At 53.9% G+C, this 26,220-nt stretch carries 23 protein-coding genes and 1 pseudogene; 4 read left to right on the top strand and 20 right to left on the bottom strand.

Features of this window, described 5'->3' with window-relative positions:
* Positions 1–191, top strand: a pseudogene (locus A8990_RS31905) (hypothetical protein); the annotation flags it as partial.
* Positions 192–403: 212 nt separating this feature from the next.
* On the opposite strand, the gene A8990_RS29965 reads toward A8990_RS31905, so the two are convergent.
* From A8990_RS29965 to A8990_RS29910, 12 genes are all read right to left on the bottom strand, one after another.
* A complete protein-coding gene (locus A8990_RS29965; RefSeq protein WP_116192690.1) occupies positions 404–1,789 on the bottom strand; it encodes a family 4 glycosyl hydrolase in 1,386 nt (461 codons plus the stop codon).
* Positions 1,790–1,825: 36 nt separating this feature from the next.
* On the bottom strand, positions 1,826–2,737 hold the full coding sequence (locus tag A8990_RS29960; protein ID WP_116192689.1) for an ROK family protein: 912 nt from the start codon (positions 2,735–2,737) through the stop codon (positions 1,826–1,828).
* Positions 2,734–3,468, bottom strand: a complete 735-nt coding sequence (locus A8990_RS29955; RefSeq protein ID WP_116192688.1) for a 6-phosphogluconolactonase — start codon at positions 3,466–3,468, stop codon at positions 2,734–2,736. Before A8990_RS29955 ends, A8990_RS29960 begins: the two co-directional genes overlap by 4 nt.
* 33 nt (positions 3,469–3,501) lie before the next feature.
* On the bottom strand, positions 3,502–4,632 hold the full coding sequence (locus A8990_RS29950) for an ROK family protein (RefSeq protein ID WP_116192687.1): 1,131 nt from the start codon (positions 4,630–4,632) through the stop codon (positions 3,502–3,504).
* A gap of 140 nt (positions 4,633–4,772) precedes the next feature.
* Entirely contained in the window at positions 4,773–7,220 is a 2,448-nt protein-coding gene (helD, locus tag A8990_RS29945) for an RNA polymerase recycling motor HelD (protein ID WP_116192686.1), read from the bottom strand.
* 230 nt (positions 7,221–7,450) lie between these two features.
* Positions 7,451–8,134, bottom strand: coding sequence for a PspA/IM30 family protein (locus A8990_RS29940; protein WP_116192685.1), 684 nt, complete (start codon positions 8,132–8,134; stop codon positions 7,451–7,453).
* Position 8,135: 1 nt separating this feature from the next.
* Positions 8,136–8,636: a hypothetical protein gene (locus A8990_RS29935; protein ID WP_116192684.1), complete on the bottom strand. Its 501-nt coding sequence runs from the start codon at positions 8,634–8,636 to the stop codon at positions 8,136–8,138.
* Positions 8,637–8,764: 128 nt separating this feature from the next.
* Entirely contained in the window at positions 8,765–10,090 is a 1,326-nt protein-coding gene (locus A8990_RS29930; RefSeq protein WP_116192683.1) for a sensor histidine kinase, read from the bottom strand.
* On the bottom strand, positions 10,074–10,754 hold the full coding sequence (locus tag A8990_RS29925; RefSeq protein ID WP_116192682.1) for a response regulator transcription factor: 681 nt from the start codon (positions 10,752–10,754) through the stop codon (positions 10,074–10,076). The genes A8990_RS29930 and A8990_RS29925 overlap by 17 nt, the downstream gene beginning before the upstream one ends.
* A gap of 171 nt (positions 10,755–10,925) precedes the next feature.
* Positions 10,926–12,212, bottom strand: a complete 1,287-nt coding sequence (locus A8990_RS29920) for an MFS transporter (RefSeq protein ID WP_116192681.1) — start codon at positions 12,210–12,212, stop codon at positions 10,926–10,928.
* A gap of 24 nt (positions 12,213–12,236) precedes the next feature.
* Positions 12,237–12,713 carry a MarR family winged helix-turn-helix transcriptional regulator gene (locus A8990_RS29915; protein ID WP_116192680.1) on the bottom strand — a complete coding sequence of 159 codons (477 nt, stop codon included), beginning with the start codon at positions 12,711–12,713 and terminating at the stop codon, positions 12,237–12,239.
* 127 nt (positions 12,714–12,840) lie between these two features.
* The gene (locus A8990_RS29910) at positions 12,841–14,031 is read right to left on the bottom strand and encodes a YhgE/Pip domain-containing protein (protein ID WP_116192679.1); all 1,191 of its coding nucleotides are present in this window, start codon (positions 14,029–14,031) and stop codon (positions 12,841–12,843) included.
* Positions 14,032–14,220: 189 nt separating this feature from the next.
* Between A8990_RS29910 and A8990_RS29905 the strand changes: the two genes are divergently transcribed.
* Positions 14,221–14,820: a TetR/AcrR family transcriptional regulator gene (locus A8990_RS29905; protein ID WP_116192678.1), complete on the top strand. Its 600-nt coding sequence runs from the start codon at positions 14,221–14,223 to the stop codon at positions 14,818–14,820.
* A gap of 37 nt (positions 14,821–14,857) precedes the next feature.
* Here the strand turns inward: A8990_RS29905 and A8990_RS29900 are convergent, their stop codons facing one another.
* Positions 14,858–15,700: an SDR family oxidoreductase gene (locus tag A8990_RS29900; RefSeq protein WP_116192677.1), complete on the bottom strand. Its 843-nt coding sequence runs from the start codon at positions 15,698–15,700 to the stop codon at positions 14,858–14,860.
* Positions 15,701–15,820: 120 nt separating this feature from the next.
* Between A8990_RS29900 and A8990_RS29895 the strand changes: the two genes are divergently transcribed.
* Positions 15,821–16,267, top strand: coding sequence for a MarR family winged helix-turn-helix transcriptional regulator (locus A8990_RS29895; RefSeq protein ID WP_245996307.1), 447 nt, complete (start codon positions 15,821–15,823; stop codon positions 16,265–16,267).
* Positions 16,268–16,628: 361 nt separating this feature from the next.
* Positions 16,629–17,306 carry a cupin domain-containing protein gene (locus A8990_RS29890; protein WP_116192676.1) on the top strand — a complete coding sequence of 226 codons (678 nt, stop codon included), beginning with the start codon at positions 16,629–16,631 and terminating at the stop codon, positions 17,304–17,306.
* Between the two features lie 98 nt (positions 17,307–17,404).
* Here the strand turns inward: A8990_RS29890 and A8990_RS29885 are convergent, their stop codons facing one another.
* The 7 genes from A8990_RS29885 to A8990_RS29855 form a co-directional block, all read right to left on the bottom strand.
* Positions 17,405–17,773: a group I truncated hemoglobin gene (locus A8990_RS29885; protein WP_116192675.1), complete on the bottom strand. Its 369-nt coding sequence runs from the start codon at positions 17,771–17,773 to the stop codon at positions 17,405–17,407.
* A gap of 93 nt (positions 17,774–17,866) precedes the next feature.
* Positions 17,867–19,429, bottom strand: coding sequence for an ABC transporter substrate-binding protein (locus A8990_RS29880; RefSeq protein WP_245996306.1), 1,563 nt, complete (start codon positions 19,427–19,429; stop codon positions 17,867–17,869).
* A gap of 6 nt (positions 19,430–19,435) precedes the next feature.
* Entirely contained in the window at positions 19,436–20,197 is a 762-nt protein-coding gene (locus A8990_RS29875; protein WP_116192673.1) for a response regulator transcription factor, read from the bottom strand.
* 1 nt (position 20,198) lies between these two features.
* Positions 20,199–21,932 (bottom strand): sensor histidine kinase, encoded by a 1,734-nt coding sequence (locus tag A8990_RS29870; RefSeq protein ID WP_116192672.1) that lies wholly within the window; start codon positions 21,930–21,932, stop codon positions 20,199–20,201.
* A gap of 160 nt (positions 21,933–22,092) precedes the next feature.
* A complete protein-coding gene (locus A8990_RS29865) occupies positions 22,093–23,622 on the bottom strand; it encodes an ABC transporter substrate-binding protein (protein WP_116192671.1) in 1,530 nt (509 codons plus the stop codon).
* A 103-nt stretch (positions 23,623–23,725) separates the two neighbouring features.
* On the bottom strand, positions 23,726–24,655 hold the full coding sequence (locus A8990_RS29860; protein ID WP_116192670.1) for a carbohydrate ABC transporter permease: 930 nt from the start codon (positions 24,653–24,655) through the stop codon (positions 23,726–23,728).
* A gap of 16 nt (positions 24,656–24,671) precedes the next feature.
* A complete protein-coding gene (locus A8990_RS29855; RefSeq protein WP_116192669.1) occupies positions 24,672–25,616 on the bottom strand; it encodes an ABC transporter permease in 945 nt (314 codons plus the stop codon).
* Positions 25,617–26,220: the final 604 nt, after the last annotated feature.

Here is a 26,220-nt window from a genome sequence, read left to right as displayed (position 1 = left end):
AAGTCAACTTCACGGTTGCCGTTCATGTTTGTAGACATTTCCTGCGCTCAAGAGACGATGAACCCCCGTCTGATGTTGAAGCACTGATTCGAAGAAACGTTTTGCCGATTCGCCCGATTCGACCAGGGCAGCAGAATACGCGCAAAACACGCTATAAATCATCTGTAAGCTTCGTCTACAGAGTAGCATAAATCGGTTCGAATGAACATTTTTTAAGCGGATTGTCTATCCGCTTGTTTGCTGTACACTTTTTTCAGACTGCACCAAAAAAACAAACGGCACAGGGGTTTCCCTCATGCCATTTTGGATTCCATTTCTATTCTCGGTCAATGTCATTGAGTTAACTTAATGACATTGCCTCAACGGGGTGCCCTTTCCTTTCTTCCTCAACCAACCAACAACTTTATTTCCAAGCCAGCTCCGGCAAAATCTCCTTCTGCAGCTCGCACATTTCATCGATCATCGCGCATGCCTGGTAGTACGTCGGCGCCCCCGGATCGAGCAGAATCGCTTGCAGCAGCTTCGTCTTGGAGCCTTCCAAGAATGCTTCAATCAGCAGGCGGTGGATCATGCCTTGAATGTGGATCGTTCCGATGACCGCTGTCGGCAGTTCAACCGACATCGGCTTCAGCTCGATGCCTTGGCCGTTAACGACCGCTTGCGTCTCCACGACCATATCGTCCGGAAGACCTTTGATCGCGCCTTTGTTCGGCAGGTTCGCGGAGTTGATCTCGATCTCATCGTCGAAGTAGATCGCTTCGATGATTGGAATCGCATACTCCTGGCTCGGGCACACCTTCTCTTTGCTGAACTTGTATGCCTCTTCAGCCCAGTTCTCTTGCGTCGTTACGTTGTCGAACAGACCTTTATCCAAGCTGTGTCCGCCTGCGCAGTAGACAAAATCAGGCGTTCTGGAGCCTTGCTTCCACAGCTGCTCGCGAATTGGATCGTAACGGTATTGCAGCGTCAGACCTGCGTAGAAATCAGATGCATACGATACATACTCGCCGCAGTGGTTCGTGCCTGGGTACGGATACATGCCGTAAATTTGGTACATCGTGCGGGACAAGCCGATATGATCCCACTCTGCGAGACGGTTTGCTTTGCGCTCTTGCGCATCGAACAACGGGTACAGGTCTTTGCCTGTTGCCTTGTCCCAAATCTTCGTGAAGAAACCGAAGTGGTTCAAGCCGCCTGCTTCGAAGCCGATCTCCTCTTTCTTCATTTCGAGGAAGTGGCTGATTTGGTCAACGCCCATGTCAAGACCGTGGCAGAGACCGACAATTTTAATCGTCGTGAGCTTCGAGATCGCTTCAACCAATTTTGCCTCTGGGTTCGTGTAGTTCAGGAACCATGCGTTCGGACATACCTTCTCCATCATGCGTGCGATTTCGAGCATTGGTCCGAGGTTGCGGAGCGTGTGGAACATCGAGCCCGGTCCGCCGTTCTCGCCGTAAACTTGCTTGCTGCCGTAGCGACGCGGAATGTGGAAGTCCTGCGACCAGTAGTGGTAACGGTTCACTTCAATCGCAACGATCGCGAAGTCTGCATTCGTGAGCGCTTCTTCCAGGTTCGTTGTCTGCCAAATTTTCGCCGGATGCTCGAAGGAATCGAACATTTCTCTCGCATATTTATGCGTGCGTGTTACGTTCTCCGCGCTAATATCCATGAGTGCAATATCGAGGTCTACCTGCGTCTTCAAACGTTCCGACAATACGATATCATTCAATGCGCCAAGTGCGAACGAGACGCTGCCCGCTCCGATGAGTGCGATTTTCATTTGTTTCATTAGTGATCCATCTCCTTTTTTATGGGCTGTGCTGTGCTAGCATGTTCTTGATCGTTTCCAAGCGGTATAGCCAGCGCCGATAACGCCGGCGTCGGAGCCGAATACAGGTGGTGCGATTCGAATCCGGTCCTTCAGATTATCAAAGACCTTCCCCTTCGTGCTCTCCACGACCTGCTCAATCAACCACGGATTATGCTCGATGACCGAGCCCCCGATGACGAACATGCCGGGATCAAGCGTCTGCATCAGGGAGGCGATTCCTCTGGAGAAATACTCCACCCAACGTGCTATAGCTTCCTCAGCCTGCTTGTCCTTGCTCCCATACTTCTCGAACAGCGTCTTCGCCGTCGCATCCCCGCCGTACAGCTTCTTGCTCTCCACTTCCAGAGCCGTGCCGCTGCATAGCGATTCAAGCGTACCTGCATAGAGGAACGAGTGCTCATTGTCCCGATCCGAGACAATCATGCTGCCAACCTCGCCGGCATAGCCGTTGGCCCCGTGAATGACTTCACCTCGTACGACGATGCCGCTGCCGATGCCCGTGCTTACCGTGATATACATCGACAACACGGTTCCCCGCGAAGCGCCGCGTTCCCCCTCCAAGAGGGCAATGACGTTCACATCGTTGTCCAGATACAGCTCATGCTCCGGAAAAAACGACCGCACCGTCTGCACCGGCACGCCCTCCAAGCAAGGCACGTTTCCGGCATCGACGATCGACTCCGTCCCTTCGCGCCAAGGCACTGGAATCGCCATGCCGACTTTGCGGGCTCTGCGCTCGCTATCGATGGTATCGATGAGCTGCCGCACACCGGCAAACAATTGTTCCGCGCTGCCAAAGCTGCTGGTCAGCACGGTTTCTTTTCGAACAAGCTCGAACTGCTCATTCAGCAATCCGACCCGGATGTTCGTGCCTCCGATGTCTACTCCGATGACATATTCGCTCATCCTGCATGCTCCCCGCTGATGTCTAGATACTTCGCTGCCTTCGCGTCCAAGAAGAAATCAATATGCTCGTAGCCAAGCAGCGCTTGAGCCGGCAGCTTCGCATCCGGATTGCAGAAGATCTCCCGCACGATCTCGGCTTTGCGCTCGCCGGTAATCGCCGTAATGACCCTTCGGCTGCGGATCACTTGTCCAAGGCCAAGCGTGATCCCCTCCGTTAGCACCGTCCGCTCGTGAAAATATTTCTGAGCCACTTCCTTCGTCGTAGCCGACAGTTCGACGACGGAGCTGCAATCCAGCACGGGAGAGCCAGGCTCATTCAGTCCGATATGTCCGTTCATGCCAACGCCCATCAAGCTGAACGTGATCGGATATTGCTCGATGTATCGGTCAATTCGCGAGCATTCCTGCGCCAGATCGGCTGCAGTGCCGTCGAAGAATTCGATCTGCTCGCTCTCGAGCGGAATCAGCGAGAACAGATCCTGGTTCAGCATCTGATAGCAGCTGCCTTCCGAGCTGCGGTCAATGCCGACCCACTCGTCGAGACTGACGATGCGAAGGTCCTTCACTCTGCCCTCACGGTCGATGTCGCGGGCAAACTGCGCGTAGCTCTTCTGCGGCGTGCTGCCGGAAGCCAGGCAGAAGACCGGCTGCTCGTCCTCCGTCAGTCGCTGCTGCATTTCCCTCGCGATTTCGCGTGCCAGCTCTTCTTCCGTTTCAAATATACGAATCATGCGTTTCTCACCCTCCCCTTGTATGCCATGCCGTTATGCCGATAAGACGCGAATCATTTCCTGCTGCAGGATCAGGCTTGCCGCGCCGATCGCGGCCTGATGCACGGCGGCGCTCACGGTAATCGTCGGCGTCCACTCGGTATACTGCTGGACGTAGGCTGCCGTCTTCTCCTGCACAAGCTCCGGGAACAGAGCGGCCGTCTTGCCGCTGATGATGATCCGATCAATGTCCAGGATGCTGATCATATTGGCGATGACGAGGGCGAGATGGCGAGAGACGTAATCCGCGCATGCTTCCCGCTGCGATTCCTGGGTCAAGTCGTACGTGCGAAGCAGCGTCGCAAGGCCCAACTTGCTCTCGAGCCAGCCGACCGAATTCGGCTTCTTCTTGTAATCCGGGTCGAAGCACATGTACTCGAGCTCGCCCGCGCTAGCATTGAACCCCCGGTGCAGCTCTTTATTCAAGATGATGCCTGCGCCGACACCGTCGCCTGCCGAGATGAGAATGAGGTCATTCGGCGCTTCTTCCGTATTCTCGAGCCCGCGGTGCTCCGCAATGATCGAGGCATTCACGTCATTTTCCAGCAGGATTGGCAGCCGTACCCGCTCCGTTAGCTTTGCGATCAGCGGTTCGTACGCGTAATCCTGCTCCTCGCCGTCTTGGGTCATAATCCGAATCGTGCGTTTGCGGTTATTAATCGCGCCATCGACACCGATTCCGACGCCGAGAATGACGCTTCCCGTCTCCTCCGCTTTCCCGCGCATCCGCTTCACGATATCTTCGAACACGCTTTCAAACTGCTCACTATAGAAAGGAATCGGCGCATCGATTGCGTGCATGTCGATAATCTGGCCGTATAAATTGACGAGCAGTGCAGTCGTCCGTTTGCCGATCGTCTGAATGCCGATCGTGACGTAACGATTCGCGTTGAGGCGATAGACAGTCCGCTTCCGGCCGAGTCCGCCGGACCCTTCGCGGCTCTCGCCTGTAGCGGTTAGAAGGCCAATCTCCTCGAAGAAGCCTACGATCTTGCTGACCGTAACGAAGCTCATCGAGGTTTTCTCCGTAATCTCGACCTTGGCCAGCTCCGGGTGCTGAAGCAGAATATCGAAGATGATTTTGCGGTTCTCGTCCTTGATGTCGTTGGGGAGAAATGATTTCACGTAAATCCCTCCTTCCATCTTTTATTTAAGTTTATTATTTAATGAAGTTTAATAATTAATTAAAATGAATCGGGCAATGGTTAGCCCGTTCATTTCTCATCATATCCAATGCAAGCCGATGCTGTCAATGTCAAAAATATTTAGCTGCCGCTCACTTCGTACAGAGACGCATTCAGTTCCCCCATATATGGCGTTACATCGCCTACCGAGTACAAACGCAATCGATGCATGGCGCGTGTACATACGGTATAGAACAGCTTGCGCTCGCTCTCCCGGCTGTAGGTCGCAGCCGAAGCGTCATACACCAGCACCGCGTCGAACTCGACGCCCTTGGCGAGGTACGCGGGAATGACCGCCACGCCCTTCTCGAAGGTGAGCGTCTCCTTCGTAATGAGCCGCAGCCCATCGCTCGCTGCTGCGCCGGCGAGCGCCGCATGCGCTTCGCGCGCCTCCGCCGCCGTCTTCGTAATGACGGCGATGGAGTCGAAGCCTTCGGCGCGCAGCTCCGCCAGGTCGCTGGCGATTCGCCCCGCCCGCACTTCGCTGCCGCCTAGCTGCACGAGCTGCGGCTTGCCGCCCCGGCGCTCGAACGGCACAATGTCCGTGCCGCCCGGCAGCATCGCCTTCGTGAGCTCCACGATTTCAAGCGTGGAGCGATAGCTGCGGACGAGACGGATCAACCTCGTCTCGTCCGCGCCATAGATGCGGGCGAGCGGCGAGCCGGCCTCGTGCAGATTCGTCGACTGCACGAAGATCGCCTGGCCGAAGTCGCCCAGCACCGTCATTCGCGCGCGCGGGAACAGCTGCTTCAAGAAGGCGTACTGGAACGGCGAGTAGTCTTGGCCCTCATCGACGAAAACATGCCGCACATCCGTATTCGTCCGCACGCCTTCCACCAGCTCCTTCAGATACAAATAAGGCGTCGCATCCTCGTAGAACAGCTCGGAGGCATCCAGCTTCGCCAACGTCTGCTCGCAGATTTCCGCCCACTTCTCCGGCACCTCGGCAGTCCCAGTCATCTCTGCGTACTCGTAAGCCTCCTCCTTGCTGAACAACTGCCCATACAGCCGCACGAAGTCAATAAACTTGAACCGTCTTACCTCGCGTCGCAATGGCTCGAAGCTCGCCTTCACGATCGTCCGGCGAAGAAGCTCCTCTTCCTGATCGGCAAAATCAAACGCATTCCCTTCACCCGCCTCGGTACCTCGGAAGTCTCCATACTGATCGATATACGACTGCGTAAAATCAAAAACCGCTTCATCTCTCTCATATTTCTTCAACACCGCTTTGTGAGCCTCTTCATACTGCTCGACGTCGAGGTAATCGAGATCGTCTTGTACCCAGTCCGCTGCCCGCTCCGCCCGTTCAAGCGTCGTCAGCTGCTCAAGCAGCCAATCCCGCAGCAGCAAGGCGCGATTCGCCAGCCTGATAGAGCTGTCGTAGCTATAGAACTGCGCGGCCATCTGCTCTGCGGAGATGATCTCGCGGTCTCTATAACGGATGCCGCTAAACTGCATACCCTTCATGCAAAGCCATGTCGCGTAATGCTGTAACGCCCGAAGGAAAGATTCCGACGCCTTATACCGAATCCCTTGCAGCCGCGCCTCATACGCAGAAGAACCATCACCGGCCGCGGTCAGCACATATTCGATCTGGTCGAACGGATCCTCCAGCTGCATGGAAGAACCTAGCCAGTGCGCCAGATATTCTTGGAAGGTCGTCTGCTGCATATTCTCCTCGCCCAGTTCAGGAAGCACCGTAGAGACATAGCTGTTGAACATCGGGTTCGGCGAGAACAGTACAATCTGATCCGCCCGCAGCCTGTCGCGATGCTTATAGAGCAAGTAAGCCGCCCGCTGCAAAGCCGCTGACGTCTTGCCGCTGCCTGCTGCACCCTGTACAATAAGCATCCGGTTCTGGTCATCGCGTATGATCGCATTCTGCTCCTTCTGTATGGTCGCGACAATGCTTTTCATCTGCGCATCCGCGCCCTTGCCGAGCGCCTGCTGCAGCAGCTCGTCGCCGATCGTGACGCTCGTGTCGAACACGCTTCGCAGCTCGCCGTCACGGATTTGGTACTGCCGCTTCAGCAGCATCTCGCCGTCGATCTGCCCGCCTGGCGTCGCATAGGACGCCGGACCTGGCGAGTGGTCGTAATACATGCTGGCGATCGGCGTCCGCCAGTCGTAGACGAGGAAGCTCAGCCCGTCTTCATCGACAAGCGAAGATACGCCAATATAGATTTGCTCGCTGAGGCCGAGCACCTTCTCCTCATAATCGATGCGGCCAAAATACGGCGATGGCAGCATCCGCTTCATATTGTTATATCGCTGCAGCCGTGCACGATGGCTTCGTTCCCGCTCATTCAGCAGCGCCTCCTGCTGCCTGATGCTGTACAGCGTTTCTTCGAAATCGTCAAAGGTGCTCGTATTGACCGTTACATCCTCCCAGAACTTCTTGCGAAAGTCCGTCACCTGATTACGAAGCCCCGAAACCTCAGGCTCAAGCTCCGCGATCTTCGCCTGCAGCGTCCCTGTTACCTCATTCAAACGCGCCTGCTCCTGCTTCCAATCGTTCTCGCTTATCATTCTCGGACACGCTCCTTCACATTTTTTTGACAACCCGATACAAACGGTGTTGACAACGGACGGATTATCATGGTACGATTAAGGTGTAAATAAGATGTTGTAATTCTGCCTTTAACTAATAAACTCATGACAGGTTTTCTAAGCATACCATAGGACGGCTCGTCTTGTAAATCGTCTCTACACATAAAAAAACCGGCAGATTCTGCCGGTTTTTCTTTTTTTTCGCTAACCTATTCTGCTGCCTGCTGATGCTGATGATGCTGCTGCTTCAAGGTCTCCAACGACGCTTCGATCTCCGGCGTCAACATCGGATCGAGATACTGCGGTGCAGACCGCTTAGCCGGCGCATTGAAGTGGTTGATCGCTTCCAGCTCGGCCTCGATCATCAGCACCTTCTCTTCCGCACGGGCGAACCCTTTCACAATGCTCCCCGTCTGAAAAGAGACGACACTCTGGTTCAGCTCCTTCAGGGAGCTAGCCACATTAACTCGCGATTCGAGCAGCAAACGGCGGTGGTTGTACTCCTCCGACTGCACGAGCAGCTGGGCGATACGCTCCTCAAGCACCTTCGTCTGCTCCTGGATGGTCGCATATTGCTCGCGGTAAACCGCAAGCTTCTTCTCTTGAAGCAGCTTCTCTTGAAGCGCCAGCTTCGCGATCTGATCCTCGCCCTGCGCCACCGCAAGTCTTGCTTGGCGGTCACGCTTATCAACAGCCGACTCGGCATCCGCAATCAGGAGCGCTTGCCGCTTCTCAATGAACAGCTGGTGCGCTAGCGCGCGCTGCCCTTTCTCCAGCTCGACGCCAAACTCGCGCATATATTGATTCACCATATTTAGCGGCTTCTCGCATTTATCGATCAAGCCGTTCGTTTCCGCCAGAAATACATCCTTCACACGTTTAAAGATACCCATATTACTTCGACTCCTTTGATTGATTTTGCTGAAGTTCCCATTGGTCCAGGAAGTCCGATGCCGACGGAATGCCAGCGAGCGCATTAGCCCCTTCTACGCTTCTCGAACGTTTGCCGCGACGGAAGAACAGGAGCAGCAGGCCAGCGATCAGAATGATTCCGGCAATGACAACGCCCGGGCTCACGCCATGCTCACGATGCGGCAGCTCTATACGGCGCATGCCACCTTGGCCACCAATCTGCACCTTCACAGGCCCGTCCCCGTCACGGAGCGCGGGCAATGCTGGAATATCCCCTGGAGCAGGCACCGCTAGGGTCCCTCCGTCTTTAATTGAAATTCGCATATCGCCAGCTGGTCTGCTATGGGCTTCCTGTTTCACGCTCACAACCTGCGAGAAGTCTCTGCCATGCTCGCCGGATATCACACTTAAGCCGGCTCCGACCGCTACGATGATGATAGTTACTAGCAGCGCTTTTTTTACCCAAGGTCTAACGCGTCTCACGCATTAATCATCCTTTCATATCCAGTGTTCTTGTCTCTACACCACTTACTTTAGCGATCAATGGTAAAAGTACGGTAAAGGATAATAAAAATCCCTCCTCTTCTTCCGAAGAGAAAGGGACTGTCCGTTCACGCCTGCTTGTACGGAGGAAACTCCACCGAGAACGTGCTTCCTTTCCCCGGTTCGCTCTCGAGCGCGATCGAGGCTCGGTGCGCAATAATGATCTGCTTGGCAATCGCGAGTCCAAGCCCCGCGCTTCCTTCTTCACGGGAACGATGCTTCTCTACGCGGTAGAAGCGGTCGAAGATGCGCGGCTGGTCCTCCTTGGCAATGCCGATGCCGCTGTCCCGCACGATGATCCGCCACTGTCTCGGGTTCGGGTCAAGCCCAACGTCGACCTTGCCCCCTTCGGGCGTGTACTTGATCGCATTATCCAGCAGGATATAGACGAGCTGCTTCAACCGCTCCGGATCGCCTTTCACCGTTAATGTATCCGGCAGCATCTTCCGCACCGTGATGCTCTTCTTCTGAGCAACGCCCTCGAAGGCCAATACCCACTGGCGCAGCTTCGGCACGATATCGAAGGAGCCCATCTCGAACTGGGCAGAGCCCACGTCGGACCGGGCAAGCATGAGCAGATGCTGTACCATGCGGCTCATCCGGCCGATCTCTTCCTTCATATCGAGAACGACTTCCTTCGAATACGGCGTGATTGTCTCCCCATTTTCCATCTCGATGACATCAAGGGATGTGTTCATAATGCTGAGCGGCGTCCGCAGCTCGTGGGAAGCATCCGCCAGAAACTGCTGCTGATGTCTGAACGATTGCTGAATCGGAATCATCGCTTTCTTCGACATCGAGGAACTGAACTTCACGGCGACAATGATAAAGAGGACGAGAATACAGATGAATACGATAAGCAGCGTGCGGAGAATGTCCCAGTAATAGGTGACGTCCTTCGCCGCATAGATGGTCGCGATGCCGTCCGCCGTCATGATCGGCTGCGCGCCGATGAACAGCACCCGATTCTCGGAGACGAGTATAACGTCTCCTTGCTGTTTATGAATCTCTGGGAGCCAGCGCAGGCGGAACGATTCCCCATCCGCCCTCCAGCCTCGAATCAGCTTCAGGCTGTAGTCGCTGAACTCTGGAATCGCGTCACTATGCGCAAGCACTTCACCGCTCTTGTTGTTCAGCACATAGAAGAAGTACATATCGTTATTGCGGCTATTCTCCAAGTCAGGAATGACAACAGCCCCATTCTCGGTCGCAGACATGGTCGCGCGGAGCGAATTGCTCTGCTCGTGGTACGCCATGAAGATGAAGAAGACCGATACGATAATCGAAAATAACGCCAGAAACAGAACGATAAGCCACGTATAGGTGAACGTGAGCTTCCGCTGCGTATATTGAAACAGGTCGAGCTTCTTGCCTCGTTTAAGCGTCCATCTCAAACCGGTAGCCTACCCCCCTGATGCTGTGAATGGCTGCATTTCCATGGGCGTCGTCAAGCTTGTCCCGGAGCATTTTCACGGTCACATCGACATTCTTGTAAGAGACATCGCTGCCGATCCCCCAGATGCGATCGAGAATCGCCTCTCGCGTCAACACATTGCCCGTGTTCTGCAGGAAAAAGTCCAGCAGCTGATACTCCCGCGGGCTCAGCTGAATCTCTACGCCTTCTTTGGATAGCTGGTGCGATGTGCGATTGAGCGCGAACCGCCCGAAGGTCACGATATCCGACTGTCTTGGGGCAAAATTACGCCGTGCCAGCACCCGAAGACGAGCAAGCAGCTCATCCATCTCGAAAGGCTTCGTCAAATAATCGTCGGCTCCTGCATCGAGCCCGAAGATTTTGTCCTGGAGCGAATCCTTGGCGGTCAGCAAGACGATGGCTTGTCCGTAGTTCTCGCCCCGCAGCCTCTTGCAGACGTCGACGCCGTCCATAAGCGGCATCATCCAATCCAGGATAAGCACATCATAAGACGAGCCCCGTGCATAATCGAGCGCATCCTCGCCGTTCTCCACCCAATCGACGTGGTAACCGCCCTTCTTCTCCAGCATATATTTCACAAGCTTGCCTAGCTTCTTATCATCTTCCGCCAGCAAAATGTTCAACTCCCCGCTCACCGCCATTCCATTCAAAATAATAGGTTAGTATACCAAACAATCGGTAAAAGTACGGTAAAAGTACGCCCAAAAAAGCCCCCTCTCCGTGAATTCAGTTCGCGGAGAGGGGGCTATGGTGCAGCGTGTGGCAGATGCCGAATGGCGAATGTGAATGGCGAATTAGGATTCCATCGCTGCTTGTTTCAGGCGGCGGCGACTCGTGGTCATGGCTGCCTGCAGCACGATGAAGATCACGAACAGCGCCATGCAGCCCGCGGAATAGCGGTACATGACCGAATAGTTGGACGCGGCGGATATCGCGCCGAGCAGAAGCGCACCGATCGCGACGCCGAAGTCCGTCGAGTTGTAGAACATGCTGTTCACCGTGCCGTACTGCTCCGGCGCCGAAGAGCGCAGCATCCATGCCTGGATCGTCGGCTGAATCGCGCCGAAGCCGAGGCCGTACAGCAGTGCCGATACAATAAGCATCGGCATCGCGTGCGTGCCCGACAGCAGCACCATGCTTGCTGTCACGCATAGGCCGGCTGGAATGAGCACCGCCATGTGGCCTTTGCGATCGAAGATGCGGCCGGAGAATGGCCGGATCAGGATGATGGTAATCGCATTGAACAGGAAGAACAGGCCGACCTGTTCGATATGCACATAATCGCCGAACAAGGCGAGAAAACTAAGCAAACCGCTGTAAGTGATGGATAGCATCGTATTCAGCAGCACCGGGAACAGAAGCTTGGCGTTGAAGCCTGCCTTCGGTGCTGGCTGGGATGGTTGCTGAGATTTCGCTGCGGCTTGAGCTGGTACTCGTGCTGGTGCCGCTGTTATTGCTGCGTCGCTTTGCTTCGAGCGCGACTGCCATAGCACCGGGAAGATGAGCACCGATGCGATGAATCCGAGCATCGTCAGCTCCGTGAAGCCCCCGTGCTTCATGACGTTCAGCCCGATCGACGGGCCTATGGACATCGCGAGGCTCGTCGATAAGCCGAAGTAGCCGATGCCTTCGCCCATCCGGCGAACCGGGATGATGCGCGAGACGAGCGTCGGCAATATCGTGCTCGCAATGCCAAAGCCGATGCCATAGGCGATGCGCAGCAATAGGAGCGTGCCGAATGACCCGGCGGCTGTGTACAGCCCTGTTGCCGCCGCCGCGATAAGCAGCCCGGTGATTAATAGCGCCATTCGCGATACCCGCTTCATGAGCGCAGCAGTCGCGAACCGCGAGGCAATCGCGGCGAGCGCGAATACGGAGGTAACGAGGCTGACCTGCACGTTACCTGCATGGAACTCCCCTTTCACGTAAGCCGGGAAGGAGGAGAGCAGCATCTGCAAGCCTAGGAATAGCAAGAAGAAGCTTGCCGTCAACGCGATGAACGGCCTTGTCCATAATGCCGCCGGCCTCTCTTGTTCTTGTTGGATTTGCTGGTTTGGTTCTTGTTGTGGCTCCTGCCTCATAATGATTCGCCCCTCCTCTGGTTGTTATTCATGTTCATTCCCGCTGTCGCTCCCGCCGCATAAGTTGACGTTGATGTGATTCTGAACGCGCATCAGCAGTTCAAGCAGCGTGTCGTATTCTTGATCCGATAAGCAGCTCTTCACGTCCGCCGTCACGCTCTCTTCAATCGGCGTCGTCTCGCGAATGAGCGCTTTGCCCGCTTCCGTGCTGTAGACAAGGAACGCTCTGCGATCCTGCTCGCCGGGCTTCTTATAGATGAGACCCTTCTTCTCCAGATGGTCCAGAATGCGGGTCGTCGACGGCTTATCCTTGCTCGTGCGCTCCGCAATTTCTTTCTGGATGAGTCCTTGCGCGCGGTCGATCTGGTTCAGCGCCGACCACTGCTCCGGCGTAATGCCATAAGGCGCGAGCCGCTGCTGAAACTGCGCCGCGACCTTCCGATACGTTGTGCCAAGCACGAAGCCTACGGGGCTTCGATTATGATTCGAATTCGAAGTCATCTATGGACACCTCTAATCTTTAAATAGTTGTTTAAACAACTATATGACAGACAACTAATTCTGTCAATGAGCGAACATGCCAAAAACCCTGTTCTCCACCGTGGGAGAACAGGTTTTGCGACTTCGTTTACGCCGTTTCCGTATGCGATACTTCTACCGTTCTCACTTTCACCTTGCGGAAGCTGGAGACCAGCTTAACAACCAGGCTAGCAGCCGCGATGTACCAGAGCACCGTGATATTGGATGACGAGGAGATTGAGGCATCGGCGAAATACATCGAATGGCGCAGTTCTCCCGCAACGAAACGGAAAGGCGTCCATTCGTACAACCAGTCATGCGTCGTCTGCGGCAGAAACTCCGGTGCGATATTGACGACAGGCAGCGAGAAGAACATGAGCAGCACGAGGATCGGCATCGCAGGCATGCCAATCCAGCTCAGCAGCGCAGATTGAAGCAGGAAGAACGCCGCTCCTCCGAGCATGAGCGCGATCCATGTTCCGGATGCGTCCACGAGAGACATGCCGTACCACGTCTTGGACATCCATACGAGGAAGCCGGACGCTAGGACGACGAACACAAGACCGGTAACCGCTTGGGTCAGCAGCACGCCGAAGCGGCGTCCGCCGGACGCCAGCGCCTTCTGCGAAGCAAACATCAGAATGAGGCTGACCACAAGACTGCCGATCCACATAATTTGCGTCAGCATGCCCGGGGCGTTGCCGCTCGCATTGTTGGTGCCGATCGGATGAACAGTCTGCTCCTGTACCTGGAAGGGAGCGAGGAGCGCTCCTGCCATACCAACTGGGATTACTTTAACATCTGAATTCTGGCTGACCATATGGAGTACCTGCTTCGACAATTCACTGCTGATGCCAAGGGCGATTTGACCCAGAATCTGCTTCACGGCGGTGGAAGCTTGCACGCTCATCCCTTCATTGGCCAGAATTCGAACGGTTGCGGGCTTCGGATTGTCCGACATTAACGAAGCAACGCCGCTGCTTAAATCCGCCGGGAGCACGAATGCCCCGTAGTACTCTTCCTGATCGAGCCCTTGCTTAGCCTCCGCCTCTGTGGAGACAAGATGCCAAGCAATCGGCAGCTCCTTATTCGCCAGCAGCTTCTCTTGCGCCATTGCGCCTACATTCAGCGACTTCCCATTAGGAAGCGAGACCGCTTGATCCTGTACGACGAGAGCGACAGGCAGATCCTTCGGCTTTGCCCCGAGCACAGACCCCATCATCGCAACTCCGAACACGGCCAATACGATGAAGACGGCGAGCAAGCCGATCCATACTGCTTTTTGCTTGAATAATGCCATATGTCATTTCCCCTCTTACACTTATCATAATGGACAAAGCGTTGATTATCGTTCACTTCGTTTATTATAATGAGTTCATAGGGGAATACAATCGTCAATATGCCGCTGAAATGTCAACTAATCAGCACATACATAACGAAATGTTCATTAATCTGAAAATTTCATGCTACAAGGGGGCTGTTTACGCACGTGGCAGACAAAATCGACCGCAGACAGTTGAAGACCAAGCAGGCGCTGCGCAAGGCGCTTATGGAACTCATTGAAGAGAAGGGCATGGAAGGACTGACCGTTACGGATATTTCCACGCGGGCGGACGTCAATCGGGGAACCTTCTACCTGCATTATCGGGATGTGCATGACATGGTGAGCCAGATCAAGGCGGAAATCCTCGAAGCGGTTGATCAGCTTATGCAGCAGGTAGATATCTATGAACTGCGGATGTGCGCCGCGAAGGAAACGACCTATCCCGGGATGGTACGCTTGATTGAGGAACTGGAACGCAATGGCGATTTCCTGAAGATCATCCTCGGACCGAAAGGCGATCCCGGATTCGGAATGACCTTGAAGGCCATGATAACCAAGCATATTTGGGGCAAAATGGTATCCCACCAAGCGATGAAGGAGTTTCTCGTGCCTGCTGAATATCTGCTCGCTTATACCACGTCGGCAAATTTCGGCATCCTGACGCACTGGATTGAGTCCGGCATGAAACAAACGCCCACGGAAGTTGCCCGCATCTTGATGCGGATCATCTACCATGGGCCTATGCATGCACTGAATTTGGATTAAGCCAGCCCGCTAGTTAGCTGGTAGCGGCTTGACTACGCTACAGACCAAGATGCAGCTTGCGGACGCCCAGCACGCCCGCATTGCCGGTCGGATCGTTCACCGTCTTATGCGCGGAGAACGCTTCGGCAGCCTCCGACGTGCGGATGCGAAGCGGCTTCTCCTCCCGCTGCACAACGTCCAGCACCACTTCTGCGACAGATTCGGCCGTCTGCGGAACGGAGGCCCGCTTCGTGAAGTTGCTCACGTACGCATCGATCAGCGGCTTGTACTCGTCATCGAGCATACCGCCTGTTGCGTTAATATTCTTATATACCGCCTGCACGAAATTCGTCGCGATCGCTCCCGGCTCGATCAATGTCACATCAATGTTGAAGAGCGGTTTGTAGTAGGTAGCTAAGCTTTCAAACAACCCTTCTACCGCGAATTTGCTCGCACAATAAATTTCGTTGAACGGCTGCCCGACTAGTCCGCCAACGCTGGACGTGGCAAGCAAATGCCCTTTGCCCGCTTCGCGAAGCAGGGGCAGGCCGGCCTTAATGGTATTGATGACACCATAGACGTTCGTGTCGAATACATCTTCAATTTCGTTCATTGGCGCTTGACCAAGCGCGCGCAAGTACCCGTAGCCCGCATTGCAGAACAACACATCAAGCTTGCCGCCCGTCTTCTCGGCAATCGCAGCGAATGCTCGCTCAAGAGACGCCGGATCGGTCACTTCCATCTCAAGCCAGTGTAAGTCCGCTACCTCGCTATAAGCCGCTTGCTCGCGCTCCAAATTACGAGTGCCGGCGAAAACGGTCCAGCCCTTGGCCGCGAACAGCTGCGCTGTTGCAAGGCCGATTCCAGTAGATGCTCCAGTAATTGCGATCGTTTGACTCATCGGATCGAAAGCTCCTTTGGTATGGTTAACATCGGTCAAGCATAGTTTGTCCCACGTACTTCACTATATGCTTTTGTGCTACAATTGAGAAATAACTAACGCGATACGGAGTGAGCTCTCGTGAACCAAAATGCCAATTCCACTGCGCAACCTAACTTATCCGTAGTCGACAGCATGGCGCAGCTATCGTTCCTCGTCCACGGCATTCTTGGCCGGGTGGGCGCCGAGCATGACCTGTCGATCATCCAGATCCGGCTGCTCGGCATCCTGCGCGACCACGAGCCGAGCATGCTGCAGCTCGCTCAGCATCTCAGCCTCGACAAGTCGAGCATTACCGGCCTTATCGACCGTGCCGCGCGCCGCGGCCTCGTCGAGCGCATCCCTTCGCCGACCGACCGGCGCGGCTTCCAGGTCCGGGTCACGGACGCCGGGCGGAAGCTCATAGACGAGAGCGGCGAGGAGATCATCCGGCAGCTGAGCGCTGCTGCCGGTGTCTTGTCCGAGGACGAGCAGGCCCAGTTCGCCGCGCTCGCGACCCGGATTATTGGCGCAGGCAGCACGCCGTAGAACCTGCAATTCGATAGCTCGCAGATACTATATGGGATAAATCCACTCATTTTGACCGAAATATCTACTTTCCGGCAGCTATGCTGGATTTTTCCACTCATTTTCAGCTAAAAAGGCTATATTGGCTGCTTTCAAGCAGAAATGAGTGGATTTTCCCATTATAGACTGCAATTTCAGCCTATTCAGCCATTCTCCAGCGGATATATCCAATATAGATAAACAGCAAATCAGCAAATCCGAAGGTCGCCCTCTCCAAGGGCGGCCTTATCTTTGCTAGGCGAATACACCGAACCGGGCTCGCGTACATACATTGCCTATAGCTATGCTCAAAATTCGAACTGGAATGAGGCGAAAGTTAAGAATGTCCGCGTATATCGACTACACTTCACCATCGGTGCAGTATACATTCGATGTGAATAAGAGCCTGTTGTTCAAGAAGGATGCCAACAACTATATTAATGTGCTCGGCGTACAGCAGCTGAATTCGCTCGAGAACACATCGCTCCTCGATATCTTCATGAGTCCCTCCAATGTCGTTGAACCCCACTACCATCAGAACGCTGCCGAGCTCGTCTACTGTGTGTCGGGTGCAGCTACCGTTTCGATCCTGAACCCGTTTACGAAGCAGCTGCTTAACTTCCCGATCACGCCCGGCCAAGTGGCGAACGTTCCGCAAGGCTGGTGGCACTACGAAATCGCCACAGCGGAGCAGACGCATCTGCTGGCGATCTTCGATGCACCGCAACCGGAGGTTATTCTGGGCTCCGACATCCTCAAATTCACGCCTGCCAAGATCATGTCGCACACGTACTGCATCGATGAGGAAACGTGGAAGAAAGCCATAGAGCCCGTGAAGCCGTCGACGTATATCGGTCCTTACACCGACTGCAACAGCCCGAAAGTGAATATGGCCGGGCAGCACGGCATGTCTAACCACTACTCCCAGCAGCAGCCGCAACAGCAGGCCGCGCCTTATCACCCGCAATATCAGCAGTATCCGTACTATCCTCAGCATAGATCCTACTGGGGTTACTACTAAGAAACAGCACCGCTTCTGAACACGACAAAGGGCCATTCCTCAACAGGACGGCCCTTTGCCTTGCCTTACCTTTGTCTACCTTTGCCTCGCTACTTAAGCTACTTATGAAGAATATCATCCTTCAAGCTCGCCACATGCGTCAGAACCTGATCAATATCCGGTTCGCCTACGCCAAAATGGGCAAGCGCATCATGCAGGTGCCCCGCAATCGCAGCAAAATGCTCCTCCTGCAGGTTCATCCCCGCATGCGCCTTCGCCATCGACTGCCCGCTGTATTGATTCGGACCGCCAAGCGCGAAGCTGATGAACTTCGTCTGATGCTTGCGCTGCTTCTCCATGTCCGTATCCTTGAAGAAGTGGTTGACCGTGTTATCGGCCAGCACGAGCTCATAGAAATAATCGACCACTTTACCGATCGTATCTTCCCCGCCAAACTTATCGTAAAGAGTGGTAGCTGGTTGGTTCATATGCCGTGCAGTCCTTCCTTCCCTGTATGCTGCAATCGTAGTCGCATGTTAGGTTATCCGGCTGCATCCTTTTCCATCCATTCTACGATCACTTCACTTGCTCGGATGCGCCGCCCGCCATGCGTCGAGCTGCCGCTGCACTTCCGCCCGCACCTCGTTAATGCCAGCCTGCCGCAGCTCCTCGTTGAACTTCGGCAGCTCGACATCGACGTTCACGCTGCCCGTCATCAGGCTCGGAAAATACTTCTCCCACACCATCTGGATGTTCTGCATCTGCGTCGGCATCATGGACAGATCAGGCGTGAAGCCGACGGTGGTCGAGCCCACGGCCTCCTTGTTGCCCGCGCGGAACTGGTCCCACTTATCGAGCGGGTCGGGGAACTCGCCGCCCATCGTCTTCAGAATGAACCAGTTGCCTTGCGTATATTGCACGCCGCTATAGCCCGGCGATGCACCCGCGATCGGATGGCCATCCTTGTCCTCCGAAGGCTTCGGCACCACTTGACCGTTGCTGTCGAGCGTATAATGGACGCCTTCAATACCGAAGTTGAACAGGTTGCGCACTTCCGGATCGGTATTAAGCAGATTAAGAAACTTGATGCTCTCCACCGGATGCTTCGATTCCGCACTGACTGCCATGACCCCGCCGCGAACGGATTCGGTCGTAATGAGCGCCGGAGTGACCGGATAAGCGACGAGCTTGTAGCCGCGGTCCTTGCTCCAGCTGTTCTCCGACAGCGGTCCGCCGCCGGCTGCTTTCCAGAAGACATGCTCGCCCCGCTTCAGTCCTTGGCTGTCGCGCAGAGCCGCATCCTCATTGATGTAACCCTTCTCGTAGTAATGCCGAAGAAGGTCGAGCACCTTGCGGGCTTCCTCCGTCTCGAATATGTTCACGACAGTCGACTTCGGATCAAGCGCCTGGATCATAAGCGGCAGCGACTTCTCCGAGATGTACTGATAGCCGTCCAGCGCGAAGAAGTTCTGCGAGTCCTTATCCAGCTCCATCGGCTGATAAGTCGGCTCCTTCTCCTTGATCATCTTCAGCAGCGGCTCGAGCGAAGCGAGCGTCGTGTATTTGGAAATATCAATGTCGTACTTCTTCACGAGCGCATCCGGGTACATCCACTGGTCGCGTACGGCAAGCTCCTTATTGGTCGGCACACCGTAGATGCCGCCGTCGTCCATCGTCACGCCTTTCCAGAAGATCGGATCGATCGCGTCATACATGCCCTTCCCGATATTGGGCAAGTAATCGTTCAGCTTGAGCCATGCCCCGCGCTGCGCGTAAGTGGCGTACTCCGGTGCAAACGCGATGTCAAAAGGAGTGCCCGCCGACACGAGCGTATTCAGCCGATCCTCGTACTCCTGCCAGCCAACCTTGATATAGGTGATCGTCACGCCGATTTTCTTTGCCAGCACCTCGTTGATCCTATCATTAACCAGCTTCAGATCCTTGTCGGGATCGCCGATCGTGTAGTAGATCAAGTTGACCGTATGGCCGGTCGGCGCCGCCTTCTCGCCGCTGCCCGAGGAAGAGAAGCAGCCCGTCGTAAGCATGATCAGCATCATAGCGAGTACCATGCAAAGCGCATAGCGCCCCCAATTCAGATTCAGCCAGCTCCGTGGTCGATACATGAGTCGTTGTCGAGTTCGCATTGCGGGTTAATCCTTTCTCCGCAGGTCCGAAGGCGATTTATCGAAATACGCATGGAAGTGGGAATAGAAATAGTTCAAATTCGGATAGCCGACCGATAGCGCGATACTGACGATTTTCTCGTCGGTGGACTGAATCCGTTCCTTCGCGCGCAGCATCCGGTACGCCATCAGGTACTCCGAGAACTTCATCTGCGTCTCCTTGAGGAACAGCTGGCCCAGGTAGGTGCCGTTCATGCGGAACCGCTCTGCAACCGATTTCAAATTCATGTTCTGCGAGTACTCCGCTTTGACCATGAGAAGAATACGGTTCGTCAGCTTGGACAGGCTGTCGTAGCGCACGCCGAGCACCGGGTCCTTATCCAGGTCGTCCCGATCTGCTCCCTCGACCGTGCCGTGCAAGTCCTCGACAATGATTTTCTCCACGACGGTCTGCAGCTTCGTACGGTCTACCGGCTTGAGCAGATAATCCTTGGCGCCGCAGCGGATGGCCTCCAGCGCATACTGAAACTCCCCGTAGCCGCTCATAATAATATAGTTCGACTGCAGGCGCAGCTCGTTCAGCTTGTGGATTGCATCATAGCCGCGCATCTTGCCGATACATACGTCGAAGATCGCAAGGTCCGGCATGAAATCCACCGCCTTCGAAATTGCGCCCTCATACGTTTCGCATGTTTCTATGGTATCGAAGCCGTATTTTCCCCAGTCCAGCGTTCGTTTCATGCCTTCCAAAATTTGCGGCTCATCATCTACAATTAGCAGCTTATACATCTCAAGCAGCCTCCTTTGGTAGGATTACAGATATCTTGATGCCGGCTTCTTCATTGTTGTCGATATCCATGTGGAAGCCTTCTCCGTAGAAGAAATGAAGGCGGCTGTATACGTTCCGCAGCCCGATGCTGTCTGTCGAGGCATCATCGCCGCGCGTCAAGGTGCTGCGAATTTCGGCTAACTGCGATTCGGAGATCCAGTTGCCGTTATCCGCGATCTCGAGCACGAAACAGTTCGCTTCCTCCCACCCGTTCACGACGAGCAGGTTGAATTCGCTCTCCGGATTAAAGCCGTGAATGAAGAAGTTCTCCGCCAGCGGCTGCATCCAGAACTTCACCGTCGGCAGCGCGAGCAGGGCATCATCAACGTTGTATTGATAGTAGAACCGGTCCGGATATTTGAATTCCATAATCTTCAGGTACTTCTGGAGCAAATCCAGCTCGCAGCCCAGTGGAATAATATTCTCGTATTTTACAATATCGCGGTACAGACCGCCTAATGTTGCGATCGCGTCCGAAGTATCGGCGGCGCGGTTGCCGAGGGCAAAGGATCTGATCACCTCAAGCGTATTATATAGAAAATGCGGATTAATCTGGTGCTGAAGCGCCTTCATTTCGGTCTCCTGCTGCTTCAGCTTGAGCAGGTAGTTCGTGCGAATATGCTTGTCGAGCTGATGAATCATATCGTCCAGCTCGCGGGCGATCATGCCGTACTCGTTCCTCCGGTAGCGCGCCGGATTAACCGGGGCGAAATCCGCCGTCTTCGCGCGGCCGATCGAATTAATGATGCGCCGCAGGAAATTCGCGTCCTCGCGCAAGTTGTACACGATAAGCAGCAGTACGCTGATCATCGCGGCCAATACGATGAGGAAGACGATCAGCAGCACGCTTGCTTTCTGTCGGACAAGCGCGGACATATCGACAATGCTGACAAACTTGTAATCGAACTCGGTCGATTGGAAAGTGGCGAAATATGCACGGTCGAGCACTCCCACTCGCAAGAACCCGTGGTCGCGGCCATCTGCCGCCGCCCGGCTTATGAGCTCTTTCGACTTGCTGTCTGAGCCGGCAATGAGGTAGACCTCGCCGGAAGGACTTACGGCTCCCGCTTCATTCAGCCGGTAATTCTGCAGCGTATTGAAGATCCGGTCGCTGCTGACCAGGAATCGGAACTCGCCAAGCTGGCGAGAGATCTGGTTCGGATCGGACAGCTTCTTGCGGTAGACGAACCCTTGCTGAATCGTCTCCTTGAACACCGTGTCCGAATTCGGAACATTGAATAGAAACTTCGTATTGCCGTTGCTGTCGAAGCGCACGACATTGCCCTGATCGTCGGTATGCAGACTGACTTGCGTGATATCGCCATGTCCGCCGTTGCTTAAGAAGGACTTAATATCTTCAGGAAATGAGACCAGCGGCCGGTTATAGTGGCTTTCCTGCAGCCTGCTCGTCAGGTAGCCCTCCGCGCTGTTGCCGAGAAAGTAACGGACATCCGCCACAAGCCCGCTGTTGGAATACACCCGCTGCATGAACGCCTCAATCCGGTCCGCATCCGATTGGAGCGTGTTCTCCACCCGAGTGAACGCGCCGCTCGCCTCGTTCCGGGAGTTCTGAATCCATTGATCGAGCAGCACCGCGCAGGTAATCGCTCCGAGCGCGAGGCCGATGCACACGACGAATACCGCATATGCAATGAATTTACCGCGATAGATTTTAATTTGCAGAAATGAACGCATGCGGCTTCTCCTTTTGCAAGTAGCTTCACAGGCCAGTGGTGACATTTAGCTTTAGCCTGCAGATTCACCATAAACCTTATTTGGCGGCAAAATCAATCCTGTAATTTGTGCCAGAAAACCCGAACGGCGTTACCGTTCGGGTTCTCTTTCACCTGTAGTCTTATTTGAAGTAAGCGTCGATTTGCTCTTGAGCCGCTTTCATGATGGTATCCATGCCAGCAGCTTTCAGCTCGGAAACGATCTTCGGAACTGTAGTTTCTGGATCGGATGCGCCTGTCATCAGCTCGTAGCGGTATTTGTCCCACACGGCTTTCGTGTTCGCTACTTCTGTGCTCAGCTTGCTGATGTCGAGTGCAAAGCCAAGGTTTGTCGATGAAGTTGCTTGGTCGTTCAGCTTGCGTACTTGCTCCCATTGATCCACTGGCGCGCCTTTTGTAACCGCCATGTCGAAGAATGTACCTTGCGTGTAAGCAGCAAGCGGCCAAGTATCGGAAGTACGCTCGATGACTTTCTCGCCATCTACGCTGTTGTAGTCGGCGCCGAGCTCACCGAATGCGAGCATGTTACGCAGCTTCGGATCTGTGTTGACCAGCTGCAGGTATTTCAGAGCTTCGCTCTTGTACTTCGAGTTCGCGGAAATCGCGTTCAAGGAGCCTTGAATTGTGCTTGTTGTGTAGATTGGTCCAAAGATCGGGAACATGTCGTACTTCGCTACGCCTTCGTTGATCTGCCAGCTTGCTTCTGCGCCCGGGAATGCTTGCGCGGCGAAGAATGGACGAGCCTTGTCAGCTTCTGTCTTCGTTGGTGCATCTGGATTAATAATGCCGTCTTTGTACCACGAATGCAGCGTCTTCAGATCGTTCATAACCTCTGGGCTTTCCAGTACGGAGACGACCTTACGGGAAGCATCGTCCACCTTCACGCCGATCGGTGGCAGGCCAAGCGTCATATCATCGTAGTTGTTGAAGAAACCGTTAAAGCCATCGCCTTGTGTAAGTGAGAGCGGGTAGAAGCTCTTGCCTTCGCCGGCTTTCATATCGTGGAACGGCTTGTCGAGATCCTTCAGCGACTTGATGCTCGCAGTATCGATTTTGTACTTCTGTACATACTTGTCATCGAACACCCAGTACTGTGTCAAGGAAGAGTCCTTGTACGTCGGTACGGAGTAGATTTTGCCGCCAACCTTCGTTCCGTCCCATACCTTCTGCGGAATCAGCTTGTAGAGATCAGGCGATTCGCTTTGAACGAGATCCGTAAGGTCTGCAAAAGCACCCATGTTCACTTGTTGGTTGTACTTGCCGTTATTCGTAAACATAATGTCGAACGGTTCGCCTGTGTTTACGATTGTGTTAATCTTCGTGTCCCAGTCGCCCCAAGCTGCTACTTTAATGTCAACCTTCACGCCGATTTTCTCAGCTGTATAGTCATTCATAGCTTTAATCGCTTTGTCGAAGTTCGCAGGAACTGTACCGCCGATTGTCCACCATACCAGTGTAGGCACGTCGCCCGAAGCCGGCTTATCCGCATTGGTGTTTGTGCTTGTGTTCGAGCCAGTGTCGCCCGATTGGTTCGTTGTTGCCGCGTTATTCGACGTATTCGAATTGTTCGAAGAGCCGCAGCCCGCAAGAGCGGTTGTCAGGAGTGCTGCTGTACTAAGGACAAGCAGGTGTTTCATTGTCTTCTTTTTCATCTACATGAACCTCCCTAATGATGTGTGCTTATTTTTGTATATGATCAACCGGGACTAAAGCCCGGCTTAATCCGGCTGGATATTGAACTTAAGGATACTAAACCTAACCTTTAACAGCGCCGACCGTCAGGCCGGATATAAAATACTTCTGGAAGAACGGATACGCCGCAGCTACAGGAAGAACGATAATGATCGCCACCGCCATACGAGCGGATTCCTTCGGCATCGTCGCAACCAAAGTCGCGTAGCTGATCCCCATGCTTGAGGCATTCTTCGCCATGGCGTCAACGTTGCTCATCAAGCTGTTCAGCAGCGCCTGCAGCGAGTATAGGTTCTGATCGTTGATGTACAGCATCGATTGGAACCAGTCGTTCCAGTACGAGAAGCAGAGGAACAGGCCAATCGTCGCAATCAGCGGCAGCGAGATCGGAAGAATGATGCCCCAGAAAATTCGGAACTGACTCGCGCCGTCAATCTCCGCGGATTCGATTAATCCATCCGGAATGGTGCTTCGGAAGAACGTTTTGCAAATAATAACGTTGAAGGACGAGACGGCCAGCGGCAGAATGAGCGCCCACACCGTATCTTTGAGCCCCAGCAGGTTCGAGTTGATGTAATAGCTCGACACCAAGCCTCCGTTGAACACCATCGGAATGAATACGATCCATGTCAGCAGCCCCTTGAGCTTATAGTTCGGTCTGGAAATGACATAGCCCATCGATGTCGTAAGCAGGATGCCGAGCACGGTGCCGACGACAGTCACGAGTACCGAGATACCGAGCGCCTTCGAGATCATCGTGCCTTGTTTCATGATAAAGTGGTACGCATCTGCCGAGAGTGCCGTCGGAAGAATGTGATAACCGGTATGACGAATCGAGTCCTCACTAGAGAGCGAGATCGACAGCACCACAACGACGGGTACCAAGCAGACAAGCGCTAACAGGATAAAAATAATATGAAACACCGTGTTCGATACGTTGCTGATCCGGTTGAACTTATCGAGCCCGGATTCGAATTCCGCTTTTCTTGACATTGTGTTCAGCTCCCCCCTACATCATCGCGCTGTCCGGATCTACCTTACGGACAACCCAGTTCGCGATTAGAATGGTCACACATCCGAGCACGGATTGGACGAATGCGGAAGCGGAGGCCATGCCTACCGTCGCGGTCTTCAACTGTTTGAAGACGAGCACGTCGACGGTTGTCGTAACGTTAAACAGCGAGTTGGAATCCCGCGGTACTTGGAAGAACAATCCGAAGTCGGTGTAGAAAATACGGCCGACCGACAGGATGAACATCATCACGATAACCATCTTCATGAGCGGCAGCGTAATGTATTTCGTCTGCTGCCATTTCGAAGCGCCGTCGATGACAGCGGCCTCGTAATACGTGCTGTCTATACCGGTGATGGTCGCCAAGTAGACAACCATGCCGTAACCGAGCCCCTTCCACAGGTTCATGAAGACGAGGAAGTACGGCCAATATTTCGCTTCCATGTACCAGTTGATTGGATCATGGCCCATCTTCTCCAGGAACTGATTCGCGATCCCTTTATCGAAGCTGAGGAATGCCCAGATAACTGCGGATACGACGACCCACGATAGGAAGTAAGGCAGGAACATCATCGTTTGATAGACTTTGCCGGCCTTGCGGCTGTGCAGCTGGCCAACCATGAGCGCCAAGGTAACGGGCACCACGATGCCAAGGATAATAAAGATCAAGTTATAGCCCAGCGTGTTGCGGACGACGACCCAGGCATCGTTCGACTTGAACAGAAACTCGAAGTTCTTGAAGCCCGACCAGTCGCTGTGAATGATGTTGCTTAGGAAGCCCCCGTATATTTTGAAGTTCTTGAAGGCTATAATGACGCCGAACATCGGCAAGAAACAGAACAGGATGTACCATATCGTCGTCGGCAAAGCCAGCAGCGAAAGCTCGGTATCCTGCGTGCGCCAGCGCGTTCGCAAGCGTCTACGCTCGCTCTTTGTGTCCATGTGAGCCACTCCTTCCGTGTGTACGCGCTTACAGGCAGCGTTTTCAGGTAACGCTTTCAAAACGTTCTAACAGTTGTAATTGTAAAGAAAATCGGAGGTCCCATTCTAGACAACAAACATAAGACCGCAGTCAACAAACGTTAGTTTTAGTATAAAAAAATAAGGTACCTTTACTTTTTAAAGGTACCTCGCTTGTATAACAGGGGATGTCTCTTCGACTTTTTCCGACCTCGTTCACTAAGCTGCTTCACAGGTTTTGATGAAAATTATTGAGAGAACGTAAGAGTTCTCTCGGCCCTTCTTTTCCCCGCCGGGAGTTGGATTTCTATAAAAAAAGAAGGCCCTCTCACGCAATGTCATTAAGTTAACTCAATGACATTGACCGAGAATAGAAATGGAATCCAAAATGGCATGAGGGAAACCCCTGTGCCGTTTGTTTTTTTGGTGCAGTCTGAAAAAAGTGTACAGCAAACAAGCGGATAGACAATCCGCTTAAAAAATGTTCATTCGAACCGATTTATGCTACTCTGTAGACGAAGCTTACAGATGATTTATAGCGTGTTTTGCGCGTATTCTGCTGCCCTGGTCGAATCGGGCGAATCGG

The organism is Paenibacillus taihuensis (assembly GCF_003386535.1).
Classification (GTDB): Bacteria; Bacillota; Bacilli; order Paenibacillales; family Paenibacillaceae; genus Paenibacillus_Z; species Paenibacillus_Z taihuensis.
The sequence above is the reverse complement of the archived record's forward strand: the minus strand, read 5'-3'. Positions and strand labels throughout refer to the sequence as shown.

Excerpts from the sequence above, each read along its gene's own strand:
- A8990_RS29965 (WP_116192690.1), bottom strand. The coding sequence starts at position 1,789 with ATGAAACAAATGAAAATCGCACTCATCGGAGCGGGCAGCGTCTCGTTC.
- A8990_RS29960 (WP_116192689.1), bottom strand. The coding sequence starts at position 2,737 with ATGAGCGAATATGTCATCGGAGTAGACATCGGAGGCACGAACATCCGG.
- A8990_RS29955 (WP_116192688.1), bottom strand. The coding sequence starts at position 3,468 with ATGATTCGTATATTTGAAACGGAAGAAGAGCTGGCACGCGAAATCGCG.
- helD (WP_116192686.1), bottom strand. The coding sequence starts at position 7,220 with ATGATAAGCGAGAACGATTGGAAGCAGGAGCAGGCGCGTTTGAATGAG.
- A8990_RS29940 (WP_116192685.1), bottom strand. The coding sequence starts at position 8,134 with ATGGGTATCTTTAAACGTGTGAAGGATGTATTTCTGGCGGAAACGAAC.
- A8990_RS29920 (WP_116192681.1), bottom strand. The coding sequence starts at position 12,212 with ATGAGGCAGGAGCCACAACAAGAACCAAACCAGCAAATCCAACAAGAA.
- A8990_RS29915 (WP_116192680.1), bottom strand. The coding sequence starts at position 12,713 with ATGACTTCGAATTCGAATCATAATCGAAGCCCCGTAGGCTTCGTGCTT.
- A8990_RS29910 (WP_116192679.1), bottom strand. The coding sequence starts at position 14,031 with ATGGCATTATTCAAGCAAAAAGCAGTATGGATCGGCTTGCTCGCCGTC.
- A8990_RS29900 (WP_116192677.1), bottom strand. The coding sequence starts at position 15,700 with ATGAGTCAAACGATCGCAATTACTGGAGCATCTACTGGAATCGGCCTT.
- A8990_RS29890 (WP_116192676.1), top strand. The coding sequence starts at position 16,629 with ATGTCCGCGTATATCGACTACACTTCACCATCGGTGCAGTATACATTC.
- A8990_RS29885 (WP_116192675.1), bottom strand. The coding sequence starts at position 17,773 with ATGAACCAACCAGCTACCACTCTTTACGATAAGTTTGGCGGGGAAGAT.
- A8990_RS29880 (WP_245996306.1), bottom strand. The coding sequence starts at position 19,429 with ATGCGAACTCGACAACGACTCATGTATCGACCACGGAGCTGGCTGAAT.
- A8990_RS29875 (WP_116192673.1), bottom strand. The coding sequence starts at position 20,197 with ATGTATAAGCTGCTAATTGTAGATGATGAGCCGCAAATTTTGGAAGGC.
- A8990_RS29870 (WP_116192672.1), bottom strand. The coding sequence starts at position 21,932 with ATGCGTTCATTTCTGCAAATTAAAATCTATCGCGGTAAATTCATTGCA.
- A8990_RS29865 (WP_116192671.1), bottom strand. The coding sequence starts at position 23,622 with ATGAAAAAGAAGACAATGAAACACCTGCTTGTCCTTAGTACAGCAGCA.
- A8990_RS29860 (WP_116192670.1), bottom strand. The coding sequence starts at position 24,655 with ATGTCAAGAAAAGCGGAATTCGAATCCGGGCTCGATAAGTTCAACCGG.
- A8990_RS29855 (WP_116192669.1), bottom strand. The coding sequence starts at position 25,616 with ATGGACACAAAGAGCGAGCGTAGACGCTTGCGAACGCGCTGGCGCACG.